This window comes from Pseudonocardia hierapolitana (assembly GCF_007994075.1).
Taxonomy (GTDB): domain Bacteria; phylum Actinomycetota; class Actinomycetes; order Mycobacteriales; family Pseudonocardiaceae; genus Pseudonocardia; species Pseudonocardia hierapolitana.
The window spans coordinates 4,114,036-4,140,240 of sequence record NZ_VIWU01000001.1; the positions used below are offsets into that span (position 1 = coordinate 4,114,036).

Genomic DNA, 26,205 nt, shown 5'->3' on the forward strand with positions numbered 1-26,205 from the left:
CAGCCGACCGCAGAACCTGTCCGGGTAATGCCGACGTAGGGAGAACACCAGCGATGACCGCTGTAGCGCCGTCCGTCACGACCGGCCCCGCGAGGGGCTCGCACAAGGCGTATCTCGAGGGACCGGACGGGCTGCGCGTCCCCGTCCGCCGCATCGAACTGTCCACCGGTGAGCACCACGACGTCTACGACACCTCGGGCCCGTACACCGACGACACCGCCACGATCGACCTCGCGGCCGGGCTGCCGCCGCTGCGCGCCCCGTGGATCGCGGCACGCGAGCCGGGCACCCAGCTCTCGTACGCCCGGGCCGGTGTGATCACGCCGGAGATGCGGTTCGCCGCGATCCGGGAGGGTGTCGACGCCGAGCTGGTGCGGGACGAGGTCGCCCGCGGCCGGGCGGTGATCCCGGCCAACCGGCGGCACCCCGAGTCCGAGCCGATGGTGATCGGCAAGAGGTTCCTGGTGAAGGTCAACGCCAACATCGGCAACTCCGCCGTGACCTCCTCGATCGAGGAGGAGGTGGAGAAGATGGTGTGGGCCACCCGCTGGGGCGCCGACACCGTCATGGACCTCTCCACGGGCAGGCAGATCTCCGAGACGCGCGAGTGGATCCTGCGCAACTCGCCCGTCCCGATCGGCACGGTGCCGATCTACCAGGCCCTCGAGAAGGCGGGTGGCGACCCCGCGAAGCTGTCGTGGGAGCTCTACCGCGACGTCGTGGTCGAGCAGTGCGAACAGGGCGTCGACTACATGACGGTGCACGCGGGCGTGCTGCTGCGCTACGTGCCGCTCACCGCGAAGCGCGTCACCGGGATCGTCTCCCGCGGTGGGTCGATCATGGCCGCCTGGTGCCTCGCCCACCACCGCGAGTCGTTCCTCTACACGCACTTCTCCGAGCTCTGCGACATCCTGCGCGCCTTCGACGTCACCTTCTCCCTCGGTGACGGGCTGCGGCCGGGCTCGATCGCCGACGCGAACGACGAGGCGCAGCTGGCCGAGCTGAAGACCCTCGGGGAGCTCACCGCGATCGCCCGGGCGAAGGACGTCCAGGTGATGATCGAGGGGCCCGGGCACGTCCCGCTGCACAAGGTCGACGAGAACGTGCGGCTGGAGGAGGAGTGGTGCGGCGAGGCGCCGTTCTACACCCTCGGCCCGCTCGCCACCGACATCGCGCCCGGCTACGACCACATCACGAGCGCGATCGGCGCGGCCCGGATCGCGCAGGCCGGTACGGCGATGCTCTGCTACGTCACGCCGAAGGAGCACCTCGGACTCCCGAACCGCGACGACGTGAAGACCGGCGTGATCACCTACAAGATCGCCGCCCACGCCGCCGACCTGGCCAAGGAGCACCCGCGCGCCCAGGCCCGTGACGACGCGCTCTCCGCGGCCCGGTTCGAGTTCCGCTGGCTCGACCAGTTCCACCTGTCGCTCGACCCGGACACCGCCCTCGCCTTCCACGACGAGACCCTGCCCGCCGAACCGGCCAAGTCCGCGCACTTCTGCTCCATGTGCGGGCCGAAGTTCTGCTCGATGCGGATCACGCAGGACGTCCGCGACTACGCCGAGGCCAACGGCCTGACGACGGTGGCCGCGATCGAGGCCGGCATGGCGGAGAAGGCGGCGGAGTTCACGGAGGGCGGAGGGCGTCTCCACCTCCCCCTGGCCTGAGATGTCAGCAAAGCCACTTTCATGTCCTCACGTGTCATGAAAGTGGCTTTGCTGACACAGGGGTCGACTACGGGTGCACGTCCGCGACGGCGGTCTTGTCGGGGAACGAGTGGTGCTCGTGGGCCACCTGCCAGCGTCCGTTCTCCTTGCGCAGGCCGAACGTGATCCGCAGCCGCTGCTCGGGGTGGGCCGCGTGCTCCTCGGCGGTGCCGCACCGCAGCAGCGCCCACGCGAACGCGACGTCCTCGCCGGCCGTGACGTCGAGCTCCACGATCTCGAACGTCGCTCCCTTCGCCTGCCACTCGAAGAAGCCCGGCCAGGTGGCGCGGTAGGGCTCGATGCCGCGGACGCCGTCCTGGGGCGGGGGCACGTCGAACATCACGATGTCGCCGGTGTGGTCGGCCAGCACGGTGTCGAGGTCGCCTGCGTGCACGGCGGCGGTCCACCGCTCGATCAGCTCCCGGATCTCCTCTTCGGCCACTGTCCTGCTCCTTTCGTCGGGGGGTCGCCATGGACAACCCCGACCGGCGCGGGAACTCATCGGTCGGGTCGGCACCGTTCAGCCGGGCTCGCCGTCGATCCGCCTCGGAAGCCCGAACTCGGCGAAGTCGGCGTCGAGGAACGACACGACCTCGTGCACCACGCCGCCGCGCACGGTGAGCACGTCGAGCCCCATCGGGACGTGGGCGGCGCCGTCCCACATGTACGTCGCGAACGCCGGCATGCCGTTGGCGTTCGTCGCGAGGAAGCGCCACCGGTGGGTGAGGGGCCCGGTGACCAGGAACTCCCGGATCGCGGCTCGGCCGGCGTACCACTCTGGCAGCGGAGGCATCGAGTAGCGCGCGTCCTCGGCGAGCATCGCCACGATCGCGTCGACGTCACCGGCTTCCCACGCGGCGGCGTAGCGGCGGGCCAGCTCGGCCGTCTCCGGGGTGTTCCGATCCGGTGCCGGCCGCTCGCGCAGCAGGCGGGCGCGCTGGAGGGCGCTGTTCACCGACGCGACGGAGGTGTCGAGCAGGCCGGCCGTCTCGGCGGCCGAGTAGCCCAGCACCTCGCGCAGCAGCAGCGCGGCGCGCTGCCGGGGCGGCAGGTGCTGCAGCGCCACCAGGAAGGCCAGCTCGACGCTCTCCCACGCAACCAGCCGCTCCGCCGGGTCGAGGCGGTCGGCATACGCCATCCGGTCGCCGGGCAGCGGCTCCAGCCACCGCACCTCCTCCGCCTCGGCAGGGGTCACCGCGGTGGGCAGCTCGCGGCGCGCGGCGCGCCCGAGGAACGTCAGGCAGCGGTTGGTGGCGATCCGGTACAGCCACGCGCGGACGGACCGCTCCCGGTCGTCCAGGCGGGGCTCGAAGCCGGGCCAGGCCTGCCACGCCCGCAGCCAGGACTCCTGCACGACGTCCTCGGCGTCGGTGAGCGAGCCGAGCATCCGGTAGCAGTGCGCGATGACCTCACCGCGGAACGGGGCGACGGCGGCGGCGAACTCGGCCTCGACGGTGGATGCCACGTCCCCATGGTGGCCTCCGGACGGAGCCTCAGGCGTAGATGTCCGCCGGCGACACCAGCGTCACCGTGGGGTCCTGGGCGGCCCGGGCCGTCAGCTCGACGTCGAACCCGCTGCGGGAGAAGACGAAGCGCCGCGCCGCCCGGGCCCCCGCGAAAGGGGCGAGGTGGTCCAGCAGGTTCAGCTCTCCGAGGCCGGCCGGGCGCGCGGTCCACTTGCACGTGCCGAGTACGACGACCGAGCGTTCGCCGTCGACCCCGACGACGTCGATCTCCCGCTCCTCGGTGCGCCGCCCGTCGCCGGTCGGGACCGGACCCCACCAGCGGCCGACGGCGGTGACCCCGGGCACGGTCGCGAGCACGTGCTGCTGGCAGACCTCTTCCCACGTCCGGGCGGTGAAGGCGTCGAGCTGGGGAAGGACGGTGTCCTGGACGTACGCGGATGCGAGCGACGTCGTGCGGAGCTGGGAGCGCGCGGGTTCCACGAACCTGTAGTGGAACCGCAGGAACGGGTCGGCGATCGCATAGGCGGTCCGCCGCGCCTTCGGCGACGCCGTGATGGGCCGGAGCCGCTCGACGAGACCGAGTCGTTCCAGGACGTCCAGCAGCTTCGTGACGTGGGCCGCGGCGAGCCCGGTGCGCTGGCTGATCTGGTTGTTGCGGTTGTGCCCTTGAGCGATCGATCGCAGGACGGCGATGTGGTTCGCCGGGGCCGGTATCGACTGCCGCAGCATCAGCTCGGCCTCGTCGTGCAGCAGGCCGGTCCGCTGGAACACCTCTTCGAGGAGGTTCGTGGCGAGCGTGCGGGTGTCCAGAAAACGGTCGAGGTAGTACGGCACGCCACCGCACACCGCGTACGCGCGGATCCGATCCTCGGCCGAATACCCCGGCTGGAACAGTCCTGCGTCGCGCGCGGTGAACGGCTCGAGGCGAAGTTGTCCGGTGCGCCTGCCGTAGAGCTGCCCGGCGAGCACCTCGTCCTCGAAGAAGGAGAGCTCGCTGCCGGCGAGGACGAGGACGATCGGGAGCCGCCTCCCGGTGGTCCGCCACCACTGGCTCAGCACCGTCTCCAGTTCGGGGGAACGCCTGGCGAGCAGCTGGAACTCGTCGAGCACCACGAGGGTGCGCTGCTCTCCGGTGAACCGGCCGATCGCGGCGAGCGCGGCGGACCAGCTCAGGAGGGGCTGGGCGGCGAGCAGCTCGTCGCCCGACACGCGCGCGAGCTCCGCGCCGAGGTCTCGCAGCTGATCCGCCGGCACCGAGTCGGTGGCCTCGATGTACAGCGATCTGACACCACTCGTGAGGTGGGTGAGGAGCTCGGTCTTCCCGATCCGTCGTCGCCCGTAGACGACCAGCAGCTCGGCGTCGCCGCCGTTCACGCGCGCACGGAGCTGCGCCAGCTCGTCCACGCGGTTCAGGAACCTCACGCCCTGATCCTACGAAGGAATTTCCTGCGCAGGAAATTCCGCTGCAGGATCAGATCTTGCAGCGCCACCCTGTCGACCAAGGGGGTGAGTGCCTGGTTGCGCTGCGCGAGCGCCGCCCGTCGACCTGACCGGTTGATCAGGTTCCACGCCGCGGAAGGATCGCCGCCGTACAGGCGCCCGGGCGGGTCGGAGGGCTAGCATCCCGGGCGATGAGCATCATGGGCACGCGCGTGGTCCGCACAGAGGATCCGGTGTTCCTCTCGAGGGGCGCGACGTACACCGACGACCTGACCGACGAGCGGTTGACCGGTGCACTGCACCTCACGCTCGTGCGGTCCCCGCTGGCACACGGCCGGATCACCGGGATCGACGTCGAGGCGGCCAAGGCCGCGCCCGGCGTCGTCGGGGTGTTCACGGCCGCCGACCTCGACTTCGGGCCGGCACTGCTGTTCCCGGCGGCGAACAAGGCGATGGTCCGGCCGTTCCTGGCCACCGACCGGGTGCGTTTCGTGGGGGAGCCGGTCGCGGCCGTCCTCACCGAGCATCCGTACCAGGGCCAGGACGCTGCCGAGCTGGTGGAGGTCGACTACGACCCGCTGCCGGCCGTGATCGGACTGAAGGAGGCGCTGTCCGACGACGTCGTCCTGTTCGACGACGCCGGCACCAACCTCGCGCTGACGTTCGAGGACGGGCCGTTCGACGACCACCTCTTCGACGACTGCGAGGTCGTGGTCACGCGCGAGATCGTGAACCAGCGCCTCGCCGCCGCCCCCCTCGAGACGCGGGCCGCCGCCGCCGTGTGGGGCGACGACGGGCGGCTCACGCTGTTCGCCTCCTCGCAGAACGCGCAGATGGCCCGCGACGAGGTGGCGGGCTGGCTCGGCATCGATGCATCCCAGGTCCACGTGATCCTGCCGGACGTCGGCGGCGGGTTCGGCGCGAAGATCGGGGCCGACCCGACGTTCGCACTGGTCGCGTGGCTCGCCAAGCAGGTCGGACGTCCCGTCCGCTGGACGGAGACCCGCTCGGAGAACATGACCGGGATGGTGCAGGGCCGCGCCCAGCTGCAGACCCTGACGATCGGCGGGCGCCGCGACGGCACCGTCCTCGCCTACCGCCTCGACGTGCTCGCCGACGCGGGCGGCTACCCGGCGATCGGCACGTTCCTCCCGTTCTTCACGCGGCAGATGGCTCCGGGCGTCTACGACATCCCCAAGGTCGAGTCGCGGGCACGGGTGCTCGTCACGACGGCCACGCCCACCGGCGCCTACCGCGGCGCGGGCCGTCCGGAGGCCACCGCGGCGATCGAGCGGGCGATGGACCTGTTCGCGGCCGAGATCGGCATGGACCCGGCCGAGGTGCGCAAGCGCAACGTGGTGGCGCCGGACAAGTTCCCGTTCACCACGAAGGGCGGCGCCGTCTACGACACCGGCGAGTACGCCAAGGCGATCGACCGGGTGCTCGAGGCGGCCGGGTACGCCGAGCTGCGGGCCGAGCAGGCCGCTCGGCGGGAGCGCGGCGACACCGTGCAGCTCGGCATCGGCGTCTCCGCGTACGTCGAGATCACCGGCGGCGGCGAGTTCCGCGAGGATGCCTCGGTCGAGGTGCACGCCGACGGAACCGTGACCGTGCTCACCGGGACGTCTCCACACGGTCAGGGCCACGCGACGGCGTGGGCGATGCTCGCGAGCGAGCACCTCGGCATCCCGATCGAGAAGATCACCGTCAAGCACGGCGACACCGACCTGATCCCGCGCGGCGTGGGCACGATGGGCTCCCGGAGTCTGCAGACCGGTGGGGTCGCGGTGTACCAGGCGGCCGGCCAGCTGGTGGAGATCGCCAAGCAGCGCGCGGCCGACCTGCTCGAGGCGAGCGTCGAGGACCTCGAGGTCGCCGACGGCCGGGTGACCGTGAAGGGCACCGGCACCGGCGTGGACCTCGCCGAGCTGGCCGCGAAGGAGAAGCTGCGCGTCGACACCGCGTTCGACAGCGGGGCAGCGACGTTCCCGTTCGGCGCGCACGTCGCGGTGGTCGAGGTCGACGTCGAGTCGGGCAAGGCGGTGGTCGACCGGATCGTCACGGTCGACGACGCGGGCCCGGTGCTCAACCCGCTCCTCGCGGAGGGCCAGCGCCACGGCGGCATCGCGCAGGGCATCTCGCAGGCCCTGCTCGAGGAGGTCGTCTACGACGCCGACGGCAACCCGCTCACCGCGACGTTCGCCGACTACGGGTTCCCGTCCGCGGCCGAGCTGCCGAGCTTCACGCTCGTGAACATGGAGACGCCCACGCCGCTCAACCCGATCGGCGCGAAGGGCATCGGCGAAGCCGGCACGATCGGCGCCACCCCCGCCGTGCAGAGCGCGGTGGTCGACGCCGTGTCCCATCTCGGCGTCCGCCACATCGACATACCGACCACCCCGCTGCGGGTCTGGGAGGCCATCCAGGCCGCCGGAGGCGCGAAATGACAGAGAAGGTCCAGATCACCGTCAACGGCGAGCCGACCAGTGCCGAGGTCGAGCCGCGCCTGCTCCTCGTGCACTACCTGCGCGATGTGATCGGGCTCAAGGCCACCAACATCGGCTGCGACACCACGTCCTGCGGCGCGTGCACCGTGCTGCTCGACGGCGAGTCGGTGAAGTCGTGCACGGTGCTCGCCGTCCAGGCCGACCAGCAGTCGGTCACCACGATGGAGGGGCTCTCGCCCGACCCGGAGCACCTGCACCCGGTGGCCGCGGCGTTCCACGCCGAGCACGGCCTGCAGTGCGGCTTCTGCACGCCGGGCATGGTGATGGCCGCCGTCGGGCTGCTCTCGGAGAACCCGCAGCCGTCCGAGCGGGAGGTGCGCGAGGGCCTCGAGGGCAACCTCTGCCGCTGCACCGGCTACCACAACATCGTCCGGGCCGTGCTCGCCGCGGCGGGGAAGGACCCGGCGGAGGCCGAGGACTCGCCCGCCGAGCTCACCGCGCCCGGCTTCTCCACCGGGAGCCCCGCATGATCCCCGTCGGATTCGCCTACGCGCGTCCCGAGTCGGTGGACGGGGTCCTCGCCCTGCTGGAGGAGCACGGCGAGGACGCCACGCTGCTCGCGGGGGGCCACTCGCTGCTCCCGGTCATGAAGCTGCGGCTGGCAGCGCCCGAGCTGGTGATCGACATCGGCAAGCTGGCCGACCTGCAATACATCCGGGTCGACGGCGACGAGGTCGCGATCGGCGCAGGCACGCGGCACAGCACCGTCGAGACCTCGGACGTGCTGGCGGCCGAGTGCCCGCTGTTGCCGGCCGTCGCGCGCACGGTGGGCGACCCGCAGGTGCGCCACCGCGGCACGCTCGGCGGCTCGCTCGCCCACGCCGACCCGGCGTCCGACCTCCCCGCCGCCGTGCTCGCGCTCGGCGGCACGGTGGTGCTGCGCAGCCCGCGGGGCGAGCGGCAGGTGCCGATCACCGGCTTCTACACCGGCGTGTTCTCGTCGGTGAAGGAGCCCGACGAGCTGATCGTCGAGATCCGGGTGCCGCGCACGGGCGGAGCGGGCTGGGCGTACGAGAAGTTCACCCGGCGCGCCAACGACTGGGCGATCGTCGGGGTCGCGGTCGTCGACGGCCGGGTGGGACTGGTGAACATGGGCCCCACCCCGCTGCGGGCCTCGCAGACCGAGGCTGCGCTCGCCGACGGCGCTTCCATCGAGGAGGCCGCCGCGCTCGCCGCCGAGCGCACCGAGCCGCCCACGGATACCGGGGCTACCGCGGAGTACCGGCGTCACCTCGCACGCGTGCTCACCCGCCGGGCACTCACCACTGCCGCCAACGGGTGACGCACGTCCGGGTCCAAGTTTCCCGGATCCGTGCGTAGCTGCCCCGTACGGGGGAAAGACTTCCGTATGGCCCCCGACGAGGCTGCTGCGTTCGGCGACGCTCCCCGCGTCGTCGCCGGCCGCTACGAGCTCGGGCCCGTGCTCGGCGCCGGTTCGTCCGCCGTCGTGCACCGGGCCCGTGACCTGCGGCGCGGTGTCGAGGTAGCGATCAAGTGCTTCCGGCCGGGCGGGTCGGAGCGAGATCTGAGGCAGCAGCGCCAGGAGATGGCGCTGCTGGCACGGCTGGACCATCCGGGGCTCGTCCGGTTGCACGACGGCGGGCTGGTGGACGACTGCCCGTTCGTCGTCACGGACCTGGTCGAGGGGCCGACCCTCGCCCAGCGGATCGCCTCCGGCCCGCCGCTCGCCCCTGGCCCGGTGCGCCGGCTCGGTGCCCACCTCGCCGACGCGCTGGCCTACGTGCACGCGGTGGGCATCGTGCACCGCGACGTCAAGCCGGCCAACGTCCTGCTCGGCAACGGAGGGCGTCCGCGCCTGGCCGACTTCGGCATCGCCCGCGCCCTCGAGGCCACCGCGGCCACCGCCGACGGCTGCGTCGTGGGCACCGCCGCCTACCTGGCTCCCGAGCAGGTCCGCGGGGAGCGCGTGGCGCCGGCCACCGACGTCTACGCGCTCGGTCTCGTGCTGCTGGAGGCGCTCACCGGGCGGCGGGAGTACCCCGGTGCGGCGGTCGAGTCGGCCACCGCGCGGCTGTACCGCTCCCCGGCGGTGCCCGAGGGGCTGCCCGCCGGGCTCAGCACCGTCCTGAACGCGATGATGCAGGACGATCCGCGTCGCAGGCCTCCCGCCGCCGCCGTCGCGGCCGCCCTCTCGGCCGACCCGGCCTCGCCGGCCGCGTCGCTGGCACTCCGGTCGTCGGCGCGGTCCCGGGTCGTCAACCACGGGCGCCACCGCCTGGGCCGTCCGGGCACGCGGCCGGTCTCGCGCATCGCGCTCGCGGCCCTCACCGCGATCGTCGCGATGGTCTCCGTGGCCGCCGCCCCCTCGGCCCCCCGCACGGCGGCAGCGGATCTCCGCGACCCGATCAAGCTCTCCGCAAAGGTCCGCTGAGGCGCGCCCCCCCGCAGTTCACCGAGACCCCGTACGTTCCGCGGGTGATCACCCGAGCCGCTCGCATCCTGTCGGTCATGGCGGCCACGCTGGTCGTCACCGGCGCGACGGGCTGCAGCGCCGCACCCTCGCCCGTCCAGCAGGCCTTCCAGCAGCGGTATCCGGGCGCCGAGCCGGTGACGTGGGAGCGGCAGCCCTACGGCTGGGAGGCCGCCTTCGGCGGTGACGACGGGGCGTTCGAGGCCGAGTTCGACTCCTCCGGGCAGTGGCTGGAGACGGAGGTCGAGGTCGTCGACGGCGCGGGCTTCCCGGCTCCTGTCCGCGAGGCCGTGCGGGGCACGGCCGGCGGGGTGGTCGAGAAGTGGGAGATCGAGGTCACGCCGGCGGGCGAGTTCTACGAGATCGAGATCTCCGGTTCGGACGGCGAGTACTACTTCGACGCCGCGGGGCGGCAGGTGCAGAACCGGTACGAGGACGCCTGAGCGCGCTCATCTCGGGTGAGCCGGTCGGTCGTCTGCCTGGTCCTCGACGACCTCGAAGGTGAGATGCGTCGCCCGCGGCGACTCGGTGCTGGACCAGCGTCGTCGGGCCGACGAGGTCGAACAGCCGCGTGCCACCGCCGAGCAACAGCGGGGACAGGTGGATGCGGAGCTCGTCGACCAGCCCGGCCGCGAGGCTCTGGTCGATGACGTTCGCGCCGCCCATGACGAAGACGTCCTTGCCGCCAGCCGCCCGCGCCTGGTCGATCGCGGCCGCCACCCCTTCGGTCACGAACCGGAACCGGGACGCGAGCCGCACCTGGGCAGGCGGCGCGTGGGTGACGACGAAGCACGGCGGTGCAGCCGACTGGTCCTGGTCGTACCCGTACCCGACGTCGTCGTTCCAGCCGTGCGGCCCGTCCACGACGTCGAACAGCCGCCGCCCCATCACCACCGCGCCGGTCTGGTCGAAGCTGCGGGCCAGTACCGCTTCGTCGACGGGAGAGCGGGGCTCCTCGAGCACCCACGCGTGGATCGCCTCGCCGCCGATCCCGAGACCGTGCTCCTCGTCCGCGCCGGGTGCGGTGACATATCCGTCCAGCGACATCGAGATGTCGGCGATCACCTTGGTCATGAGGGCGACGTCCTCTCGCTCGGCATGTGCAGCGGACCGTACGGCCGCACGGCGGTGACCGAATCCGCACCGGTATCAGTACTCCGGCCCGTTTGCCCGCCTGCCGGGGGAGATCACACCGTCGCGGGAACCATTGCGGCGTCTGATCGGGGTGCCGGCGTCCGCGTTCGGCCTCTCTCGTGGGCGAGCCCGGTCGCCTCGGGCGGCCGTTGCGATCGACCTCAGCTGTGTCTCGGGCGCTGTCACGCCGTTCCCGGCGTGCTTCGCGCGTGGGGAGGATGGCTGGGTTGGGATCACTACCGAATAGCGTGGTCGCTTTGGCGGCCGTCCCCGGCTTGAGGGCACGGCGGTTCTCGACGAGACCGTCACCGCCGGGTGCCTAGGCAACTATCCTGTGGTCCCGACCCATCGCCTATAGCTTCCCTACGAAGCAGTTGCCTGTCTTCGTCCCCCGTCCCCGCGTTCCGCGGAACGCGGAAATTGTCGGACCCGACTGCCATCCTTAGATTGAGCATTGGCTCCGACACCTCGGGAGGTATGTCGTGTCGATCATTTTCGCTCCCCACCCCACTGCAGGCCATACCCCTCGACGACCTGGAATCCGAACTGCTCGGCCTGGCCGGGCACATCGCCGCTGCCGAATGCCGATTCCTGCAACTGCTGGCCGAGTTCGATCAGCGCAACGGCTGGGCCGGTGACGGGATCCGCTCCTGTGCGCACTGGCTGTCCTGGCGGGCCGGGATGAACCTGCGCACCGCCGCCGAACGCCTCCGCGTCGCGCACGCCCTGCGCAACCTGCCGCGCATCCGTGAGGCGTTCGCCGCCGGCCAGCTCTCCTACTCCAAGGTCCGGGCCATCACCCGGATCACCGGGTCCGACACCGCGACCCTGACCCGCCTCGCCGCCGAGATCGCCGCCGGTGAATCCGACCTGCGGCACACCACGGTGGCCGACCCGGACACCGCCGAGCAGGTGCTGCGCAACCTGGCGCGGCACGGCACGGCCAGCCACGTGGAGACCGTGGTCCGGGCGGTGCGGCGCCGCCACACCCCACCCGCCGACCACGCCGTGCGGCGGTCGCTGTCCTGGCAGTGGGACGAGGACGGGTCGCTGGTCCTGCGCGCCCGCCTCACCCCCGACGAAGGCGCCGCCCTGGTCGCCTCGATCGAAGCCCTGGTGCCAGCCCGCACCCCGGTCGCCCACCCGGTCACACCCTCACCCGACGACGTGGACGAGCGGGCGCTGGAGCAAGAGCCTGGGCCGGCGGTGGATCGGGTGGCCGCCCGCCGCGTGGACGCGCTGCTCACCCTGGTCAATGGCCACGCCGAGTCGGAGTCGGCCCCGGTCGTGGAGCGCGGTAAGGCGCGGGTGATCGTGCACCTCGACGCCAGCACCGGCACCGCCCGCCTCGACGACGGGCCCGAGGTCCCCGCTTCGACCGCCGAGCGGCTGGCTTGTGACGCCCGGGTGCAGGTGCTGCTGAACGATCGCACGTCGAACCGGATGTATCTGGGGCGCAACCGGCGCCTGGCCACCCCGGCGCAGATCGCGGCGTTGACCGTGCGGGATGGGGAGGGGTGTCAGTTCCCCGGCTGCACCCACACCCGGCATCTGCACGCCCACCACGTCGTCCCCTGGTGGCTGGGCGGCCGCACGGATGTCGACAACCTGATCCTGATCTGCTCCTTCCACCACCGCCTCATCCACGACCACGGCTACCGCATCCGCCGACTGCCCGGCCGGTGGGAGTTCCGCCGACCCGATGGCACCCCGATCCCGGCCATCCCAACGCCGTTGACCGGCAACACCGAAAGCCTCTTCGAAATGCACACCCGCGCCTGGCTACAGATCGACCACACCACCCTCACCCCCGACTGGTACGGCGACCGCCTCGACCCGGACCCCATCCTGGACGCCCTGCTCCCCCGCCGGATCCGCACGGCCGCGTGAGCGTTCTGCGGAACGCACCAAACGGCTCCGACAACCATCCGGAAAGGGAGGAACGGGACCCCAGGATAGTTGCGCAGGCACCCAGCAGTGACGGTCTCGTCGATCACTGGCGTGCCCTCAAGCCGGGGACGGCTACCCGCGCAACCACGCTATTCGGTAGTGATCCCAAACCGGCCACACACGCCGCGTGTGCGATTCGACGCGAGCCGGTGAGCCCACCACGAGACCGCGGCCACGCCGATTCCGTTCGGCCCGAGCCGGGAACGGCGCGCCCCGGCAACCCCTGTCCCCGGGACCGCCTCGGGCGTTCCGCGGAACGCGCGAGTTCGGATCGGCCGCGCCTGCTCGAACCGAACCGGTGCGATCGCACAACACGTCAGGCGGCCGGCCCGCCACCGATCATCTACGGCAGCTGATCGATTCGGACTTGCTCATTTTAGTCGGCCAGACCACCGTCCTGGGCCGCGATCGCCGCCTGCACCCGCGAGCGCAGGCCCAGCTTCGTGAGGACCCGCGAGACGTGTGTCTTCGTCGTGGCCTCGGTGATCACCAGCTCCGCCGAGATCTCCGCGTTGGACAGGCCCCGGCCCAGGCAGGCGAGCACGTCCAGCTCGCGCGGGGTGAGCTCGTCGAAGCCGGGTGGCCGGACCGGCCTGCGGGCCGGGGCGCCGAGCCGGGCGATCACCCGCCGGGTGACCTCGGGCGCGAGCACGCCGTCACCCCGGGCCACCGCGCGCACGGCGGCGAGCAGCGCCGGTGCCTCCACCGACTTGAGCAGGAAGCCCGCCGCTCCGGCGGCGAGCGCGGAGTCGACGTACTCGTCGAGGTCGAAGGTGGTGAGCACGAGCACCTCGCACACCGATTCCCCGATCAGCCTGCGGGTGGCTTCGATGCCGTCGATGCCGGGCATCCGGATGTCCATCAGCACGACGTCCGGCTTGCGGTCGCGGGCCATGGACACGGCGGCGAGCCCGTCGGCGGCCTCCCCGACCACCTCGATGTCCGGGGCGGAGTCGAGGATCATCACCAGCCCCGTGCGGATCGCCGCCTGGTCGTCGGCCACGACCACGCGCACGGGCCCGGCGTTCACCGGGGCGCTCCGGCCGGAGCAGGCAGGGGCAGCGCGGCACGCACGCGCCAGCGGCCGCCGTCCGGTCCCGCCGTGACGGCGCCGCCCACGGCGTCCGCGCGCTCGCCCAGGCCCAGCAGCCCCGTGCCGGTGCCCCCACCGGCCCGTGCCCCGGGCACGAGGTCGTTCTCGATCTCGATCACCAGCTCTCCGTCGTGGTGGTCCAGGTGCAGGCGCACCCGGCTGCCCGGCGCGTGCTTGGCGGCGTTCGTCAACGCCTCCTGGACGATGCGGAAGGCGGCCAGGTCCACCGCGGCCGGCAGCTCGGCCGCGCCGCGGCGCGCGTCGTCCACCTCGATCCGCAGTCCCGTGCCTGCGGCGGACTCGAGGAGCGCGCCGAGCCGGTCGAGCCCGGCGGGCGCGGTACGCGGGTCGCCGTCGCCCGCGCCGTCCGCCCGCAGCAGGCCGATCATCGTGCGCATCTCGGCCAGCGACGCCACGCTGTCGCGGCGCACCGACTGCAGCACCCGTCGCAGCACCGCCGGGTCGGCATCCGGCAGGTTGAGCGCCGCCTCGGACTGGATCGCGATGCCGGAGAGCTGCCCCGCGATCACGTCGTGCAGGTCGCGGGCCATCCGCGCCCGCTCGGCCGCCACCGCCGCGGCGCGGTCGAGCTCGGCCATCCGGGACGCCTGCTCGGCCCGCTCCCGCTCGGCGTCGGCCTGCCCGCGGTGCAGGCGTACCTCCCGGCCCCACAGCACCGGTACCGCGAGCACGAGCCCGAGGTTGAGGATCGTGAGGACGGCCGCCCGCCCGCCGTCGTACACGAGGCTGACCAGCGCGGCGCCACCGGCCACGGCCGCCGCGGTGCACGCCACCGCCAAGCTGAGCCGCCGGGACGCGTGGAGGACCGAGCAGTACAGCAGGTCGCCGAGCACCAGCATCAGCGCGAGCGGCACGAACGACAGCTGCACCATCCCGAACAGCGCCACGAGCGCGATCGCGAGCCCGAGGACCGGCCGCACCCGGCGCTGGGTGTGGCCGAGCGCGCCGACCACCAGGAGCCCGAGCACGGCCCAGACCGGCGGCAGGGGCGCGTCGCCGAAGCGGAGTGCGACGTCGGGCACCATCAGATACAGCAACACGCCGACCGCGAAGTAGCCGACCACGTGCAGCGCGTCGTCCCACCGTTCGCGCCCCGCGAGCCAACCCTTCACGCAGCCATTGAACACGCGGTGGCCCGCCGCTCGCGTCGATCGAAGGTGGTACGTGGGCTCAGGCGCCTCCGGGCACGCCGGTGGCGTCCCGGTGCGCGACGGCAGCGGGCGACGCCGTTACGGCCGACCAGTACGTGCAGCGCCACGGCGATCACGGTGGCCACCGCCGTGGCCACGAGCGCGCCGGCGGTCGAGGACGTCGGGAACAGGCCGGCCGCGCCGTTGCTCGCGAAATGCACCGCGACGGCCGCGGCGACCCCGCCGCGCATCCGCTCCGACACCACCCAGATCGTGTAGCTCATCGGCACGAACGCCGCGAAGAAGAACAGCGTCTCCCAGCTGTCCAGCCCGGTCTCGGCCTGCGTCGTGCCGGTGAGCAGGAACAACGGCACATGCCACGCGGCCCAGACCAGGCCGAGCAGCACGGCCGTCCGCCCCGGCGGGAGCGTCCGGCGGAGACGGGGCTGCGCGTAGCCCCGCCAGCCGAACTCCTCCGACAGCGGGCCGGCGACGAGCACGAACCCGATCACCATCAGCGGCCGCGACGAGTGCGGGCGTGGCGCCGAGCAGCAGGGCGGGCAGCAACCACCGGCCCGCCACGCGGAACGGGTTGTGCCCACGCGGGCGGCGTCTGCCGGCGCACCACAGCAGCAGCGCGACCGCTGTCGGGCCGAACGCGCCCACGACGAACAGGAGCCCGGGGAGTGGTTGCCCGATGTCGCCTCCGGCGAGCAGCGCCGCGCCCCACAGCAGACAGCTCACCGCGAACGTACCGGTGAAGAACAGCAGGAGATCGGTCCTCGTGCGCTGCGGCGATGTGGGCTCCACGGCGCAGACGCCAAGGACGGCGCACGCATGCGTCCCTGGCGAAGACCCCCGTGATCCGGGTGGGGCGCACCCCACCGGCACCCGTGCCTCGACGAGCAGCCGGGCGGTGTCGATCCAAGGTCGGATTCCGGATCGATCCATCGCCCGACGACGCGGGCTGCTGCGCCGGGTGACCCTCCCTCCCATGACCATGACCGCCGGGCGAGGCCGGATCGACGCGCTCGACGTCCTCCGGGGCGTCGCGATCCTCGGGACGTTCGGCACGAACGTCTGGCTGTTCGCCGGGCCCGGCGGGCCTGCGGCGTGGATCTCGACGGCGTTCACAGAGGGCGATCCGCTCGAGACCGCGCTGCAGACGGTCACCAACGGCAAGTTCCTCGCGCTGCTCACGCTGCTGTTCGGCGTGGGGATCGAACTGCAGTACCGGTCGGCGGTGCGCCGGGGGAACCCGTGGCCCGGCAGGTACCCGGTGCGCGCGGCGATCCTGTTCGTCGAGGGGCTCGTGCACTACGTCCTGGTGTTCGAGTTCGACGTCCTGATGGGGTACGCGATCGCGTCGTTCCTGGTGGCGTACCTGGTGGGGCGCAGTGACCGGGCGGTGCGGGCGTGGGCGGGCGCGGTCGGGGCGGTCTACGTCGCGGTGCTGCTCGCGGTCACGGCGTTGCTGGTGGTGACGCCGGACGCCGACGCGTCCGGTTCGGCGCCCGACCCGGCCCTCACGGCGAGCTGGCCGCGCCAGGTCCTGTTGCGCCTGGAGTACGCCACCCTGTTCCGGGCCGAGCTGCTGCTGATCGTCCCGTCGGCCGTCGTGCTCTTCCTCGCCGGGTCCCGGCTGGTGCGCGCGGGCGCGTTCACCGACGCGGCGGCGCCGATCCGCCGCAGGCTCATGGTGGTCGGACTCGGCGTCGGGGTTCCGCTGAACGCGCTGACGGCGGCCGCAGGCCCGGACTGGTTCCTGGTGGACCGCTACCTCGCGCCACCGCTCGTCGCGCTCGGCCTGCTCGGGCTCGGCACGGCCCTCGTGCAGCGCGCCCGCCGCGGGCCCGGCCCGATCCGGCACGGGCTCACCGCGGTCGGGCGCACGGCGCTCTCGTGCTACGTCCTGCAGAACCTGCTCGCCGCGGTGCTCTGCTACGGCTGGGGCCTCGGGTTGGCGGAACGGTTCGCCGGGACGGGCCCGTGGTTCGTGCTCGCCCTCTGGTCCGGTGTCTCGGGGCTCCTGCTCGTCGCGGCCCCGCTGTGGCTGCGCCACGCCGACCGGGGCCCGCTGGAACTGCTGATGCACCGGATCACCTTTGCCGGAGTGGCAATAAACCGGGCCGGCTCGTCGGCGCATGCCCAGAGTGGGCGGCATGACCCATGACGTGATCGTGATCGGCGGGGGAGCGGCCGGGCTGGCCGGGGCAACGGCCCTGCTCCGCTCCCGGCGCTCGGTGCTGGTAGTGGACGGTGGTGAGCCGCGCAACGCGCCCGCCGACGGGGTGCACAACTTCCTGACCCGCGAGGGCACGCCGCCGGGTGAGCTGCTCGCGGCGGGCCGTGCGGAGGTGCTCGGTTACGGCGGGGAAGTGGTGCGCGGGAACGTGGTGGAGGTCGAGCCGGGATTCCGGGTCCGGCTCGACGACGGGCGCACGGAGTCGGCCCGCAGGCTGCTCGTCGCGACGGGCCTGGTCGACGAGCTGCCCGAGGTGCCCGGGCTGGCGCAGCGGTGGGGCCGGGACGTGCTGCACTGCCCGTTCTGCCACGGCTGGGAGGTGCGCGACCGGGCCGTCGGCGTACTGGCGGCCGGGCCGATGGCCGTGCACCAGGCGTTGCTGTTCCGGCAGCTCACCGATGACCTGACGCTGTTCCTGCACACCGGACCCGATCTTTCCGAGGAGGAGTGGGAGCAGCTGGCCGCGCTCGGCGTCGCGGTCGTGGATGGGGAGGTCGCCGGGCTGGAGGTCGTCGACGATCGGCTGGCGGGCGTCCGCCTGGTCTCGGGCCGGACGGTAGCGCGCGAGGTGCTCGTCGTCGCGCCGCGGTTCACCGCCCGCGTGCCCCCGGTGCCGGGCCTGGTCGCGCAGGAGGTGCGGATGGGTGAGCACGTGATCGGCAGCGCGGTGCCCGTCGGACCGCGCGGTGCCACCGCCGTCCCCGGCGTCTGGGCCGCCGGCAACGTCACCGACGTGCAGACACAGGTGATCGGTGCGGCCGCGGCCGGGCTGGCGGCCGGGGCGGCGATCAACGCCGATCTCGTGGCGGAGGACGCCCGCCGGGCCGTCGCCGGGGATCAGGCAGGCAGGGATGGTGCGGTGAAGGTGCCGTCGTCGCCTGGCCGGTAGGGCAGGGTGGCCGTCACCGCCGACGTCGGGACCGGACCGTAGGCGTGGGGGAAGCGCATCGACCCGGGGTCGCCCGGCACCCCCGGTTCCCAGCGGATCTCGACGCCGACGCGGGCCGGGTCGATCACCAGCAGCAGGACGTCGGACCGGCCTCGGAACAGCCGGTTCGCCGGGAGCGCCACCTGCTCGGGCGTGGAGAGGTGCACGAACCCGACCTCCGCGAGCGACGGCGGAGCGACCGCACCGGCCGCGCGAGCGCACTCCCACTCGGCGGCGGTGCACATGTGCAACAGGACCTCGGACTCCACCCGGGCAGTCTGCCGGGCCTTGTCTTTGACACGGCGTGTCAATTAACGTCCGTCACATCCCAGCCACCGTCGTCAGGAGGATGCGCATGTCGCCCACCAGCGAGTCCCAGGCCGCTGCCGAGGAGCCCGTGGTCGAGGAGACCCTCGTCGAGGAGGTCTCGATCGACGGCATGTGCGGTGTCTACTGACGCCCCGGTCTTCGACCCCGCGCTGCCGCACCGCTGCAGCCCGCGCGTGGCCGTGCGCCCCGAGCCGTTCGGGGCGCTGGTCTACCACTTCGGCACCCGCAGGCTGTCGTTCCTGAAGACGCCCCAGCTCGTCGAGGTCGTCTCCGGGTTGGAGCGGCACCCGTCCGTGCACGCCGCGATCGAGGCGGCGGGCGTCGAGGAGGCGCAGCGGCCCGCCTACCTGCGGGCACTGGCAGGCCTGGCCGCCAACGGAACCATCGAGGAGCGCCCGTGAAGCTGGTCGAGCACTTCCAGTACGGCCTGAACTCCCCGATCTGCCTCACCTGGGAGCTCACCTACGCCTGCAACCTCGCGTGCGTGCACTGCCTGTCGTCCTCCGGACGGCGCGATCCGCGCGAGCTCAGCACCGCCGAGGCGAAGTCGGTGATCGACGAGCTGCAGCGGATGCAGGTCTTCTACGTCAACATCGGCGGCGGCGAGCCGACCGTCCGCTCCGACTTCTGGGAGCTGCTCGACTACGCGGTCACCCACGACGTCGGCGTCAAGTTCTCGACCAACGGGATCAAGCTCGACAAGGCGCGAGCCGCCCAGCTCGCGGCCACCGACTACGTCGACGTGCAGATCTCGCTCGACGGCGCCACCGCTGAGGTCAACGACCACGTCCGCGGCCCGGGCTCGTACGCCACCGCGATCAGGGCCCTGGAGAACCTGGCCGAGGCCGGGTTCGGCCAGCCCAAGATCAGCGTGGTCATGACCCGGCAGAACGTCGACCAGCTCGACGAGTTCAAGGCGATCGCCGACGAGTTCGGCGCGCAGCTGCGCATCACGCGGCTGCGCCCGTCGGGGCGAGGCGCGGACGTGTGGGACGAGCTGCACCCCACGGCCGCGCAACAGCGGCAGCTCTACGACTGGCTGGTGGCGCGCGGAGAGAACGTGCTCACCGGCGACTCGTTCTTCCACCTCTCCGCCTACGGCGAGGCGCTGCCGGGGCTGAACCTGTGCGGGGCAGGTCGGGTGGTCTGCCTGATCGACCCCGTCGGCGACGTCTACGCCTGCCCGTTCGCGATCCACGAGAACTTCCTGGCGGGCAACGTGCGCTCGCCGGGCGGGTTCCAGGAGGTGTGGCGCGGCTCGGAGCTGTTCGCCGAGCTCCGGCAGCCGCAGACCGGCGGTGCGTGCCGCAGCTGCGGCTTCTACGACTCCTGCCAGGGCGGCTGCATGGCGGCCAAGTTCTTCACCGGCCTCCCCCTCGACGGCCCCGACCCGGAGTGCGTCCGCGGCTTCGGCGAGCAGGCCCTCGCCGCCCGGAACGCCGACACGGTGATCCCGAAGTCGGACGTCGACCACTCCCGGTCGGCACCGCGCAACTCCAGGGGTCCCGTGCCCGTCTCGATCGGGATGCGCCCGGACCGGGCATGCGACGAGAGCCCCCTCGCCGGCCTCCGGGTGCCGGTCGCCGGAACCTGACGAACGGCGCGCATGAAACTCGGTGACCGGGCGTGGCCCGAGGTGCCCGCCGCCACCGTGCTCGTTCCGCTCGGTGCGCTCGAGCAGCACGGTCCGCACCTGCCGCTCGACACCGACGCCCGGGTCGCCGCGGCCGTCGCCGCCCGGGTTGCCGTGGTCGACCCCGCGTTGCTGGTAGCGCCCCCGCTCGCCTACGGCGCCTCCGGCGAGCACGAAGGCTTCCCGGGCACGTTGTCGATCGGGCACGAGGCGCTCGGTGCGGTCCTCGTCGAGCTGGGGCGCTCGGCGTTCGGATGGGCGTCGCGGCTCGTGTTCGTCAACGGGCACGGCGGCAACCTCCCCACCGTCCCTGAGGCGGTGGCGCAGCTGCGCCACGAGGGCCGCGACGCGGCGTGGTCGCCGTGCGTCGTGGCCGGCGGGGACGCGCACGCGGGCCGCACCGAGACGTCGATTCTGCTCGCGCTGGACCCCGGCGCGGTCCGGCTGGGCGCCGCCGAACCGGGGGCGACCGCGCCGCTCACCGAGCTGCTCCCCGCTATGCGGGCGGGTGGCGTGGCGGCGGTGAGCCCGAACGGCGTGCTGGGCGACCCGACCGGCGCGAGCGCGCCGGAAGGCGAGCGCCTGCTGGGCGAGATGACCGCAGAGCTCACAGCCGGTCTCGCGCGCTGGCGCCCGGACCCAGCCGGCCGCCTGACCTGACGACCCGGGCCAGGCGGTCGGGCATCCGCCTGCCGTGCGTGTCGTCGTGTCACAGAGTTGGCGCTACCCCGCCCTTCTTCTCCCGCAGCATTCGGCGCACCGCGGCAATCACACGGTCGATGCCGGACTCCTGCAGCTTGAACTCCTGTTCCGGCCGGTCGTCATCTCGGATCTCGACGATGATCGAGCTTCGATCTCCGCTGGAGACGATGATCTGGAACTCACGGGTCATGGTGTGACGGAACGCCGTATCGCTGGTCCCGCCGCCGGGAAGGATCAACTGAAATCCTTCCGGCGCCCGCGTCTTCGTCGTGACGGCGACGACGTCCGGGTAGTGGTACTCGTGGGTGTCCTCGTTCCTGCGGCGGCCTGTAACGAAATCGAGCACGCACTCGTAGATTGCCAGGTGGTGTCCGGTCGGACAGATGACCATGACCTCGTACACGGCGAATCGCCAGACCCGGTCTACGCCCTGCCGTCCCCGCGATCTCTCGGCCGGCCCGAATACCACCAGTGGGCCGCGGCCCTGATCGGCGAGCCTGCGGCGCCCGCTGATCTGCGCCCACTGATCCACCTCGTAGCTGCGGAGCTCCAACTCGTCCGCCGTGACGTCGAGCCGCTCCATTGCGCGACGGGCCACCCTGGCGAGGTCCTGGTTGAGGATACGGTCCATATCGACATCGGAAGGCTTCGGCTCGGCGGCCTCGTAACGCCTGCGATAGGACGAGAGCGCGATTCGTCCTTGGAGCGCGGCAATGGCGCCGACACCGGCCGCCAACAAAGCCAGCAACGATTGCTGGGCGATCAGCAGGGTGGCTGCGCCGATGAGTCCGACGACGCCTACCCACATCACACGGATCGCGCGAGTCTCTTCCCGTGCGTCCGGCGTGATCTTGAAGTACTTGCGGACCTTCTTTCTCCGCTCCTCCGTGTCCGGTTGTCCGATCGTTGTCGTCATCGTGATCCGTCGCCCTCCCGGCGCTGCGCCAGGACGCGCCAGACGCGCGCCTCGCGGGCCGGCACGTGGCGGAGGATGAGCTCCGCAGAATCGCTCGCCGTGTGGCGAGCGGTGTCGAGGACGTCCTCGGGCGGATGGTCCGCCCGCCGCCAGCGAAGCCCGGCATCCTCGATCACCAGGGCGTGCAGAACACGCGCCTCCGGGAGGTCGGCGGCCGCCCGGAGATGCGCACGAATCTGGGAGATCATCTCCCTGCTGTGGCGGTTCGGTCGTCGGCCCTGCAGCAAGGCGATGGCGCGCAGGAAATTCAGGTGTACGTCGGTCGGCCTTGCGGCCAATGCGTCCCTGAACTGCCGAGCTGCCAGTTCGTACTGGCCCTGATCAAGGAATTCGCGCCCGATCCGGCCGGGATCGGTCGTGGGGCCGGTCGTCTGGTGGATCGTATCGGCGATCTGAACGATCTGAGCGTCGATCCGCTCGAACCTGTTCTCCTTGCTCATTACGCCCCGGCCAGAGTTCGTACGATCCCGTCGATCGCCTCGGCGATGCCGGCCGTCGCAGTGAGGCCCTCCGCCACGGACTTGAGTCGCGTCAGCGCGGTGATGGCTCGCCCGCGGTCCGGCTGGTCCCCGCCCATCTCGGCTTCGGCTGCGCGAGTCAGCGCCAGCATCTCTTCAGCTCTCGCCTGATCGACCGCACCGGTCCGGGTGAGTTCGTCGACGCGGTTGCGTACCTCGGTGAGCCGGGATCGGGCCGTCGCCGCTTCGGACATCGCGAGCACTGGGCCGAGATTCGCGATCACATCACTGATCTGGACAACGGAAGCGTTGATGCTGTTGCTCTCGAACTGGTTCTTCATCTGCGCCCCTCGATAACCAATGCGCGTTCGACGAGCGCGGCACGTACGTCGCGATCGAGCCGCCCGATGTTGCCTCTTTGCGCGCCACCGCGAGAAAGTGCACTCCTTCGGAGCAGCGGCCCTGCTTCAGGGGAGCGTGGTCAGCTTCCGGAGCTCTCCGTCCCAGGTGCAGGCCGTGTCGGTGCCATCCGGCCAGGTCACCGCGACCGCGCTGTCGGGCCTCAACTTCGGGGTTCCCGCGGACGGAGCCGCCGTGAGCGTCAAGGCGCTGACCAGTAGCTCGACCGGCACGACCGTGCCGCGGAGGTTGGCACGAGCGCCCACCCGCCGTAGGCCGTGCCCGGCGGGGCTCGCTGGACCTGGGCGTCGTCGGAACCGTGGCAGCCGAACAGCCTGGTGACCGTTTCGCCGGTGCGCAACCGCGACGCCGTCGACCTGCGGATCGAGCTCCTGCGGGGTCGCGGCGGCCAGCGCCCATCCCGTCACCGTGCTGGTCGCGCCGCCCCTCGCCTACGGCGCGTCGGGCGAGCACGACGGCTTCCTCGGCACGCTGTCGATCGGGCACGAGGCCCTGCGTGCCGTGCTCGTCGAGCTGGGCCGCTCGGCGTTCCGGTGCGGCGCGAAAGCGGGCAAAACGACACGGGAACGCCCCGAACTGCCGATCACGTCGCTCCAGCGGGCGCGAAGCGCCGCCACAGTGGCGCGGACAGGGCTCGTGATCGGCCCGAGGAGCACCTCAGCGTCTCCGCCGCCTGGTGTGCTGCTCGGAACGATCTGCACCGCTCACGCACCCGTTCTTCACCCAGGCAGGCCATCGACCGGGTGCGTGGGCCGACACGGGGCGCGCGAGCGGACACCGGGCGCGTGGCCGGCACGGAGCCCACCTTCACCTGCCCGTGGCACCGGCCTGCTGGCGGCGCCGCCCGCCCCACTGGGCAGTCCCCCGGCGCAGCCCCGCGGCACCGCCGCTGTGATCGCCGCGAGACGCACATCAGGGTCCCCGCCGAGCCCGTGCCGCGCTGATCGAACGATCTGCACCGCTCACGCACCCGTTGTCAGCTCAGGCGCCCCGTCGACGCGGTGCGTGGGCCGACACGGGGTGCGTGAGCGCACACCGGGTGCGTGACCGGCGTGGAGGTTCGCCGTCGCGTGTCCGTGAGACCGGCCTGCTGGCGGCGCCGCGCGGCCCATCGGGCGGGCCGGCGGCCTCCCCGCATCTGCTTGCCCGCACAATGCGCGGCGCCGTCAGGAGGCCCCACCGACAGCCATGAGCGCGGTCGCGGCGGCCTCTCCGAGAGATCCGCCGGCTTAAGGCAACACCCTCGATCTGCCGCCCTCACACCACTTCTGGCGATCCCCGGCCCGGACGCCTCGCCGTGGCGGCTCAGGCGGCCTCTGCCGCCTGCCCGGACTCCCGAACGAGATCGGCGAGGTGGACGGTCATCAGGTAGAGGCGCCGTTCCAGCAGCCGGTCGATGTCCTGCCGTGCCGCCTCCTTGAACTTGGGGGTGAGGTTGGAGCGCGGCCCCATGTGCTCTCGCCGCTCGGCGATGTGCCGGTCGACGCTGGCGATGTCCGGGCAGGGGAACCGGTAACCGGGCAGGACGCTGGGGACGGTATCGGCGGGATCGGGTACGTCGGATCCGTACAACATGGGCAACTACCTGGGGGAGCGTGTTCGCGGGGGGAGCGGCTGCAAGCCTGCGGCCGCGGTGCTACGCATCGGTCAACGAGCGATGTCGCCCACGAAAATCCGCTCGCTGGGGTCGATCCGGTCACACATCGATGTCCGAGTGCGAGGGCGTCGTCACCACCACCGGGGTCGGGGCGGTCCAGGTGCACGTCGTGCGGCCACCGTCGGGCCAGCCGATCGACACCTCGGCGCCCGCCACCTCGACCTCGGGGGCGCCGGAATCGGGTGCCGCCGTGAGCGTCGAAGCGCTCACCAGCAGCTCGCCCGGCACCACGGTGCCGCGCAGGGTCGGCACCAGCGCCCACGCGCCGTAGGCCGTGCCCTGCGGGGCCCGCTGGACCTCGGCGGCGTCGAAGCCGTTGCAGCCGATGAGACGGGCCGCCGTTTCGCCGGTGCGCATCGCGACCGCGACGCTGTCGACCTGCGGTTCGAGCTCCTGCGGGGTCGCGGCGGCCAGCGCCCATCCCGTCACCGTGACGGGAGTGCCGGCGGGCACGGCACGCAGCCGGTGGGCGTGCACCTCCCACGCGCCCCGCGCGACGACCAGGCTCTCGATCCGGCCCTGGGGCAGCACGGGCCCGCCCGCGACCGGCGGGCCGCCCGGGAAGGCGGGCGGGCCCGGGAACTGCGGCTGGTGCCACGAGGCCACCCAGTCGGGACCGCTGCCGATCGGGTGGATCCGCCGCCGGACGCTCTCCCGGCCGCGGACGTGCAGGGCGATGTGGTTGTCGGGCGCGTTGCGGACGGCGGTCGGGCCGGTGCGGGTGGAGTAGGCGAGCCGGGCGTAGAGCGGGTCGGGATCGCCGCCGTCGGCGTCCCACGGGTTCAGGTGGTCGCTGCCGTGGTTGTGCACGCGCACCATGCCGTCCGCCTCGGTCGTCTGCACCAGCCAGCCGACGGACGGGATGACGATCGTGCGGTCCGGCCCTGCCGACGGCGGCGGCTCCTCGACGGCCGTCCAGAGCGGCGCCGTCTCCGGTAGGAGCAGCCCGACGAAGCCCTTGCTCGCCCAGTACGGCGAGGCGGGCCCGGAGTAGGTCTGCAGGGTGGCGGCGTGCGGGCCGTGCCAGCCGCGGGAGAAGATCCCGTCGGTGAGCGCGCCGCGGTCGAGGAAGTAGCGCAGGCCCGCCGACAGGATCCGCCGGGTCTGGCCCGGCCGCAGCGGCGTCCACCCGACCACCTCGCCCAGCGCGACGGCCGCCAGCGCAGCGGTGCGGTAGGTGAGCGAGCGGCCCTGGTGGAGCGACGCCCCGTTGGCGTCGAACGTGGCGGCGAACGAGCCGAGGAACTCCTCCAGCCGCGGGCCGAGGCGTTCCAGCTGGGCGGTGTCGCCGCGCAGGTGCGCGACCAGCACGGGGTAGAGGTGCATGGCCCAGCCGATGTAGTGGTCGAAGGCGCGGCCGTCACCGTCGCTGTACCAGCCGTCGCCCCGGTACCAGCCTTCGAGGAGGTCGTGCGCGCGGTCGATGGCGCGGGCCGTCTCGGCGTCGCCGCGGCCCACCTCGTCGAGGAACGCGGCCACCGCCATCGGGAACAGATACCAGTTGTTCGGCGCGGGCTCGTTCCGCAGGGCGCCGCGCAGCCACCCTTCGAGACGGTCCTGTTCGGCGGCGCCGAGCAGATCCCACGTCCAGCGCCGCGCGGTGAGCAGTCCGAGCGCCACCGACGCCGACTCCACCATCGGCTGCCCACCGGGCCCGTGCGAGCCGATGGGCGGCCACGCGTCGGGACCGGTCGGCCCCGGCCCGCTCACCAGGCCCTCGCGGTAGGGGGCGAGCGCGGTGCCGTCCCCGTCACCGGCGGCGCGGAACGCCGCGAGCAGGAACGTGCGGGCGAACCCCTCGAGGCCGTCGGAGACGACGCCGGCCTTCGCGGGCGCGCCGGGCAGGTCGATCCGGCCGCCCCGGGGTGAGCGGTAGCGCTGCACGGCGGCGAGCAGGTCGTCGGCGACGGTGGTCCAGTGCTTGCGGGTCCAGCCGGTGTGCGGGCTCAGGTCGTGGTCGTCGACGGGAATC

At 72.5% G+C, this 26,205-nt stretch carries 26 protein-coding genes and 1 pseudogene; 14 read left to right on the forward strand and 13 right to left on the reverse strand.

Annotated elements, in window-relative coordinates; all coding sequences use genetic code 11:
• Positions 1–53: 53 nt before the first annotated feature.
• Entirely contained in the window at positions 54–1,673 is a 1,620-nt protein-coding gene (thiC, locus tag FHX44_RS19420) for a phosphomethylpyrimidine synthase ThiC (protein WP_147257091.1), read from the forward strand.
• A 67-nt stretch (positions 1,674–1,740) separates the two neighbouring features.
• On the opposite strand, the gene FHX44_RS19425 is transcribed toward thiC, so the two are convergent.
• From FHX44_RS19425 to FHX44_RS19435, 3 genes are all read right to left on the reverse strand, one after another.
• Entirely contained in the window at positions 1,741–2,154 is a 414-nt protein-coding gene (locus tag FHX44_RS19425) for a YybH family protein (RefSeq protein ID WP_212612553.1), read from the reverse strand.
• Positions 2,155–2,232: 78 nt separating this feature from the next.
• On the reverse strand, positions 2,233–3,177 hold the full coding sequence (locus tag FHX44_RS19430; RefSeq protein ID WP_147257093.1) for an RNA polymerase subunit sigma-70: 945 nt from the start codon (positions 3,175–3,177) through the stop codon (positions 2,233–2,235).
• Positions 3,178–3,205: 28 nt separating this feature from the next.
• The gene (locus FHX44_RS19435) at positions 3,206–4,600 is read right to left on the reverse strand and encodes an ATP-binding protein (RefSeq protein WP_147257094.1); all 1,395 of its coding nucleotides are present in this window, start codon (positions 4,598–4,600) and stop codon (positions 3,206–3,208) included.
• Between the two features lie 209 nt (positions 4,601–4,809).
• Between FHX44_RS19435 and FHX44_RS19440 the strand changes: the two genes are divergently transcribed.
• The 5 genes from FHX44_RS19440 to FHX44_RS19460 all read left to right on the forward strand — a co-directional run bounded on the left by FHX44_RS19440 (position 4,810) and on the right by FHX44_RS19460 (position 9,999).
• Entirely contained in the window at positions 4,810–7,065 is a 2,256-nt protein-coding gene (locus FHX44_RS19440; RefSeq protein WP_147257095.1) for a xanthine dehydrogenase family protein molybdopterin-binding subunit, read from the forward strand.
• On the forward strand, positions 7,062–7,595 hold the full coding sequence (locus FHX44_RS19445) for a (2Fe-2S)-binding protein (RefSeq protein ID WP_147257096.1): 534 nt from the start codon (positions 7,062–7,064) through the stop codon (positions 7,593–7,595). Before FHX44_RS19440 ends, FHX44_RS19445 begins: the two co-directional genes overlap by 4 nt.
• Entirely contained in the window at positions 7,592–8,407 is an 816-nt protein-coding gene (locus tag FHX44_RS19450; protein ID WP_147257097.1) for an FAD binding domain-containing protein, read from the forward strand. Before FHX44_RS19445 ends, FHX44_RS19450 begins: the two co-directional genes overlap by 4 nt.
• Before the next feature lie 66 nt (positions 8,408–8,473).
• Positions 8,474–9,517 carry a serine/threonine-protein kinase gene (locus tag FHX44_RS19455; RefSeq protein ID WP_147257098.1) on the forward strand — a complete coding sequence of 348 codons (1,044 nt, stop codon included), beginning with the start codon at positions 8,474–8,476 and terminating at the stop codon, positions 9,515–9,517.
• A 44-nt stretch (positions 9,518–9,561) separates the two neighbouring features.
• On the forward strand, positions 9,562–9,999 hold the full coding sequence (locus FHX44_RS19460; RefSeq protein WP_147257099.1) for a PepSY-like domain-containing protein: 438 nt from the start codon (positions 9,562–9,564) through the stop codon (positions 9,997–9,999).
• Here FHX44_RS19460 and FHX44_RS19465 read toward each other — a convergent pair.
• A complete protein-coding gene (locus FHX44_RS19465; RefSeq protein ID WP_246170477.1) occupies positions 9,893–10,630 on the reverse strand; it encodes a dihydrofolate reductase family protein in 738 nt (245 codons plus the stop codon). The genes FHX44_RS19460 and FHX44_RS19465 overlap by 107 nt on opposite strands.
• Before the next feature lie 507 nt (positions 10,631–11,137).
• Here FHX44_RS19465 and FHX44_RS19470 point away from each other — a divergent pair.
• On the forward strand, positions 11,138–12,580 hold the full coding sequence (locus tag FHX44_RS19470; RefSeq protein WP_147257100.1) for an HNH endonuclease signature motif containing protein: 1,443 nt from the start codon (positions 11,138–11,140) through the stop codon (positions 12,578–12,580).
• Between the two features lie 436 nt (positions 12,581–13,016).
• Here the strand turns inward: FHX44_RS19470 and FHX44_RS19475 are convergent, their stop codons facing one another.
• Genes FHX44_RS19475 through FHX44_RS19485 form a run of 3 tightly spaced genes read right to left on the reverse strand, consistent with a single transcriptional unit; the run spans position 13,017 to position 15,399 of the window.
• Positions 13,017–13,670 carry a response regulator transcription factor gene (locus FHX44_RS19475; protein ID WP_147257101.1) on the reverse strand — a complete coding sequence of 218 codons (654 nt, stop codon included), beginning with the start codon at positions 13,668–13,670 and terminating at the stop codon, positions 13,017–13,019.
• Positions 13,667–14,866 (reverse strand): sensor histidine kinase, encoded by a 1,200-nt coding sequence (locus tag FHX44_RS19480; protein WP_147257102.1) that lies wholly within the window; start codon positions 14,864–14,866, stop codon positions 13,667–13,669. Before FHX44_RS19480 ends, FHX44_RS19475 begins: the two co-directional genes overlap by 4 nt.
• On the reverse strand, positions 14,863–15,399 hold the full coding sequence (locus FHX44_RS19485; protein ID WP_147257103.1) for a CPBP family intramembrane glutamic endopeptidase: 537 nt from the start codon (positions 15,397–15,399) through the stop codon (positions 14,863–14,865). The genes FHX44_RS19480 and FHX44_RS19485 overlap by 4 nt, the downstream gene beginning before the upstream one ends.
• A gap of 479 nt (positions 15,400–15,878) precedes the next feature.
• Here FHX44_RS19485 and FHX44_RS19490 point away from each other — a divergent pair, with 479 nt between their 5' ends.
• On the forward strand, positions 15,879–17,057 hold the full coding sequence (locus FHX44_RS19490) for a DUF418 domain-containing protein (RefSeq protein ID WP_147257104.1): 1,179 nt from the start codon (positions 15,879–15,881) through the stop codon (positions 17,055–17,057).
• The gene (locus FHX44_RS19495; protein ID WP_246170478.1) at positions 17,047–18,018 is read left to right on the forward strand and encodes an NAD(P)/FAD-dependent oxidoreductase; all 972 of its coding nucleotides are present in this window, start codon (positions 17,047–17,049) and stop codon (positions 18,016–18,018) included. Before FHX44_RS19490 ends, FHX44_RS19495 begins: the two co-directional genes overlap by 11 nt.
• On the opposite strand, the gene FHX44_RS19500 is transcribed toward FHX44_RS19495, so the two are convergent.
• Positions 17,967–18,326 carry a DUF952 domain-containing protein gene (locus FHX44_RS19500; protein ID WP_246170479.1) on the reverse strand — a complete coding sequence of 120 codons (360 nt, stop codon included), beginning with the start codon at positions 18,324–18,326 and terminating at the stop codon, positions 17,967–17,969. The two genes, FHX44_RS19495 and FHX44_RS19500, sit on opposite strands and share 52 nt — an antisense overlap.
• Before the next feature lie 86 nt (positions 18,327–18,412).
• Between FHX44_RS19500 and mftA the strand changes: the two genes are divergently transcribed.
• The 4 genes from mftA to mftE are packed head-to-tail and all read left to right on the forward strand — an operon-like array spanning position 18,413 to position 20,680.
• Complete coding sequence (mftA, locus tag FHX44_RS19505) at positions 18,413–18,514, forward strand: mycofactocin precursor MftA (protein ID WP_075955157.1); 102 nt, start codon at positions 18,413–18,415, stop codon at positions 18,512–18,514.
• Positions 18,504–18,788, forward strand: coding sequence for a mycofactocin biosynthesis chaperone MftB (gene mftB / locus FHX44_RS19510; RefSeq protein ID WP_147257106.1), 285 nt, complete (start codon positions 18,504–18,506; stop codon positions 18,786–18,788). Before mftA ends, mftB begins: the two co-directional genes overlap by 11 nt.
• On the forward strand, positions 18,785–19,981 hold the full coding sequence (gene mftC / locus FHX44_RS19515; protein ID WP_147257107.1) for a mycofactocin radical SAM maturase: 1,197 nt from the start codon (positions 18,785–18,787) through the stop codon (positions 19,979–19,981). The genes mftB and mftC overlap by 4 nt, the downstream gene beginning before the upstream one ends.
• 12 nt (positions 19,982–19,993) lie before the next feature.
• Complete coding sequence (gene mftE, locus FHX44_RS19520; RefSeq protein ID WP_147257108.1) at positions 19,994–20,680, forward strand: mycofactocin biosynthesis peptidyl-dipeptidase MftE; 687 nt, start codon at positions 19,994–19,996, stop codon at positions 20,678–20,680.
• A gap of 49 nt (positions 20,681–20,729) precedes the next feature.
• Here the strand turns inward: mftE and FHX44_RS19525 are convergent, their stop codons facing one another.
• The 3 genes from FHX44_RS19525 to FHX44_RS19535 are packed head-to-tail and all read right to left on the reverse strand — an operon-like array spanning position 20,730 to position 22,497.
• Positions 20,730–21,638, reverse strand: coding sequence for a hypothetical protein (locus tag FHX44_RS19525; protein ID WP_147257109.1), 909 nt, complete (start codon positions 21,636–21,638; stop codon positions 20,730–20,732).
• On the reverse strand, positions 21,635–22,138 hold the full coding sequence (locus FHX44_RS19530) for a hypothetical protein (protein WP_147257110.1): 504 nt from the start codon (positions 22,136–22,138) through the stop codon (positions 21,635–21,637). Before FHX44_RS19530 ends, FHX44_RS19525 begins: the two co-directional genes overlap by 4 nt.
• Positions 22,138–22,497 (reverse strand): hypothetical protein, encoded by a 360-nt coding sequence (locus FHX44_RS19535; RefSeq protein WP_147257111.1) that lies wholly within the window; start codon positions 22,495–22,497, stop codon positions 22,138–22,140. The genes FHX44_RS19530 and FHX44_RS19535 overlap by 1 nt, the downstream gene beginning before the upstream one ends.
• A 472-nt stretch (positions 22,498–22,969) precedes the next feature.
• Between FHX44_RS19535 and FHX44_RS44245 the strand changes: the two are divergent.
• Positions 22,970–23,623 (forward strand): annotated as a pseudogene (locus FHX44_RS44245) (creatininase family protein); the annotation flags it as partial.
• A gap of 258 nt (positions 23,624–23,881) precedes the next feature.
• Here FHX44_RS44245 and FHX44_RS19545 read toward each other — a convergent pair.
• Entirely contained in the window at positions 23,882–24,151 is a 270-nt protein-coding gene (locus FHX44_RS19545) for a hypothetical protein (RefSeq protein ID WP_147257113.1), read from the reverse strand.
• Positions 24,152–24,272: 121 nt separating this feature from the next.
• Positions 24,273–26,204: a DUF2264 domain-containing protein gene (locus tag FHX44_RS19550; protein ID WP_147257114.1), complete on the reverse strand. Its 1,932-nt coding sequence runs from the start codon at positions 26,202–26,204 to the stop codon at positions 24,273–24,275.
• Between the last annotated feature and the right edge of the window lies 1 nt (position 26,205).

Bases quoted from the DNA above. Each gene is read 5' to 3' on its own strand.
- FHX44_RS19450 (WP_147257097.1), top strand. From the start codon at position 7,592: ATGATCCCCGTCGGATTCGCCTACGCGCGTCCCGAGTCGGTGGACGGG.
- mftA (WP_075955157.1), top strand. From the start codon at position 18,413: ATGTCGCCCACCAGCGAGTCCCAGGCCGCTGCCGAGGAGCCCGTGGTC.
- FHX44_RS19535 (WP_147257111.1), bottom strand. From the start codon at position 22,497: ATGAAGAACCAGTTCGAGAGCAACAGCATCAACGCTTCCGTTGTCCAG.
- FHX44_RS19490 (WP_147257104.1), top strand. From the start codon at position 15,879: ATGACCATGACCGCCGGGCGAGGCCGGATCGACGCGCTCGACGTCCTC.
- FHX44_RS19465 (WP_246170477.1), bottom strand. From the start codon at position 10,630: ATGACCAAGGTGATCGCCGACATCTCGATGTCGCTGGACGGATATGTC.
- FHX44_RS19455 (WP_147257098.1), top strand. From the start codon at position 8,474: ATGGCCCCCGACGAGGCTGCTGCGTTCGGCGACGCTCCCCGCGTCGTC.
- FHX44_RS19545 (WP_147257113.1), bottom strand. From the start codon at position 24,151: ATGTTGTACGGATCCGACGTACCCGATCCCGCCGATACCGTCCCCAGC.
- thiC (WP_147257091.1), top strand. From the start codon at position 54: ATGACCGCTGTAGCGCCGTCCGTCACGACCGGCCCCGCGAGGGGCTCG.
- mftE (WP_147257108.1), top strand. From the start codon at position 19,994: ATGAAACTCGGTGACCGGGCGTGGCCCGAGGTGCCCGCCGCCACCGTG.
- FHX44_RS19485 (WP_147257103.1), bottom strand. From the start codon at position 15,399: ATGGTGATCGGGTTCGTGCTCGTCGCCGGCCCGCTGTCGGAGGAGTTC.
- FHX44_RS19530 (WP_147257110.1), bottom strand. From the start codon at position 22,138: ATGAGCAAGGAGAACAGGTTCGAGCGGATCGACGCTCAGATCGTTCAG.
- FHX44_RS19440 (WP_147257095.1), top strand. From the start codon at position 4,810: ATGAGCATCATGGGCACGCGCGTGGTCCGCACAGAGGATCCGGTGTTC.
- FHX44_RS19525 (WP_147257109.1), bottom strand. From the start codon at position 21,638: ATGACGACAACGATCGGACAACCGGACACGGAGGAGCGGAGAAAGAAG.
- FHX44_RS19495 (WP_246170478.1), top strand. From the start codon at position 17,047: ATGACCCATGACGTGATCGTGATCGGCGGGGGAGCGGCCGGGCTGGCC.
- FHX44_RS19445 (WP_147257096.1), top strand. From the start codon at position 7,062: ATGACAGAGAAGGTCCAGATCACCGTCAACGGCGAGCCGACCAGTGCC.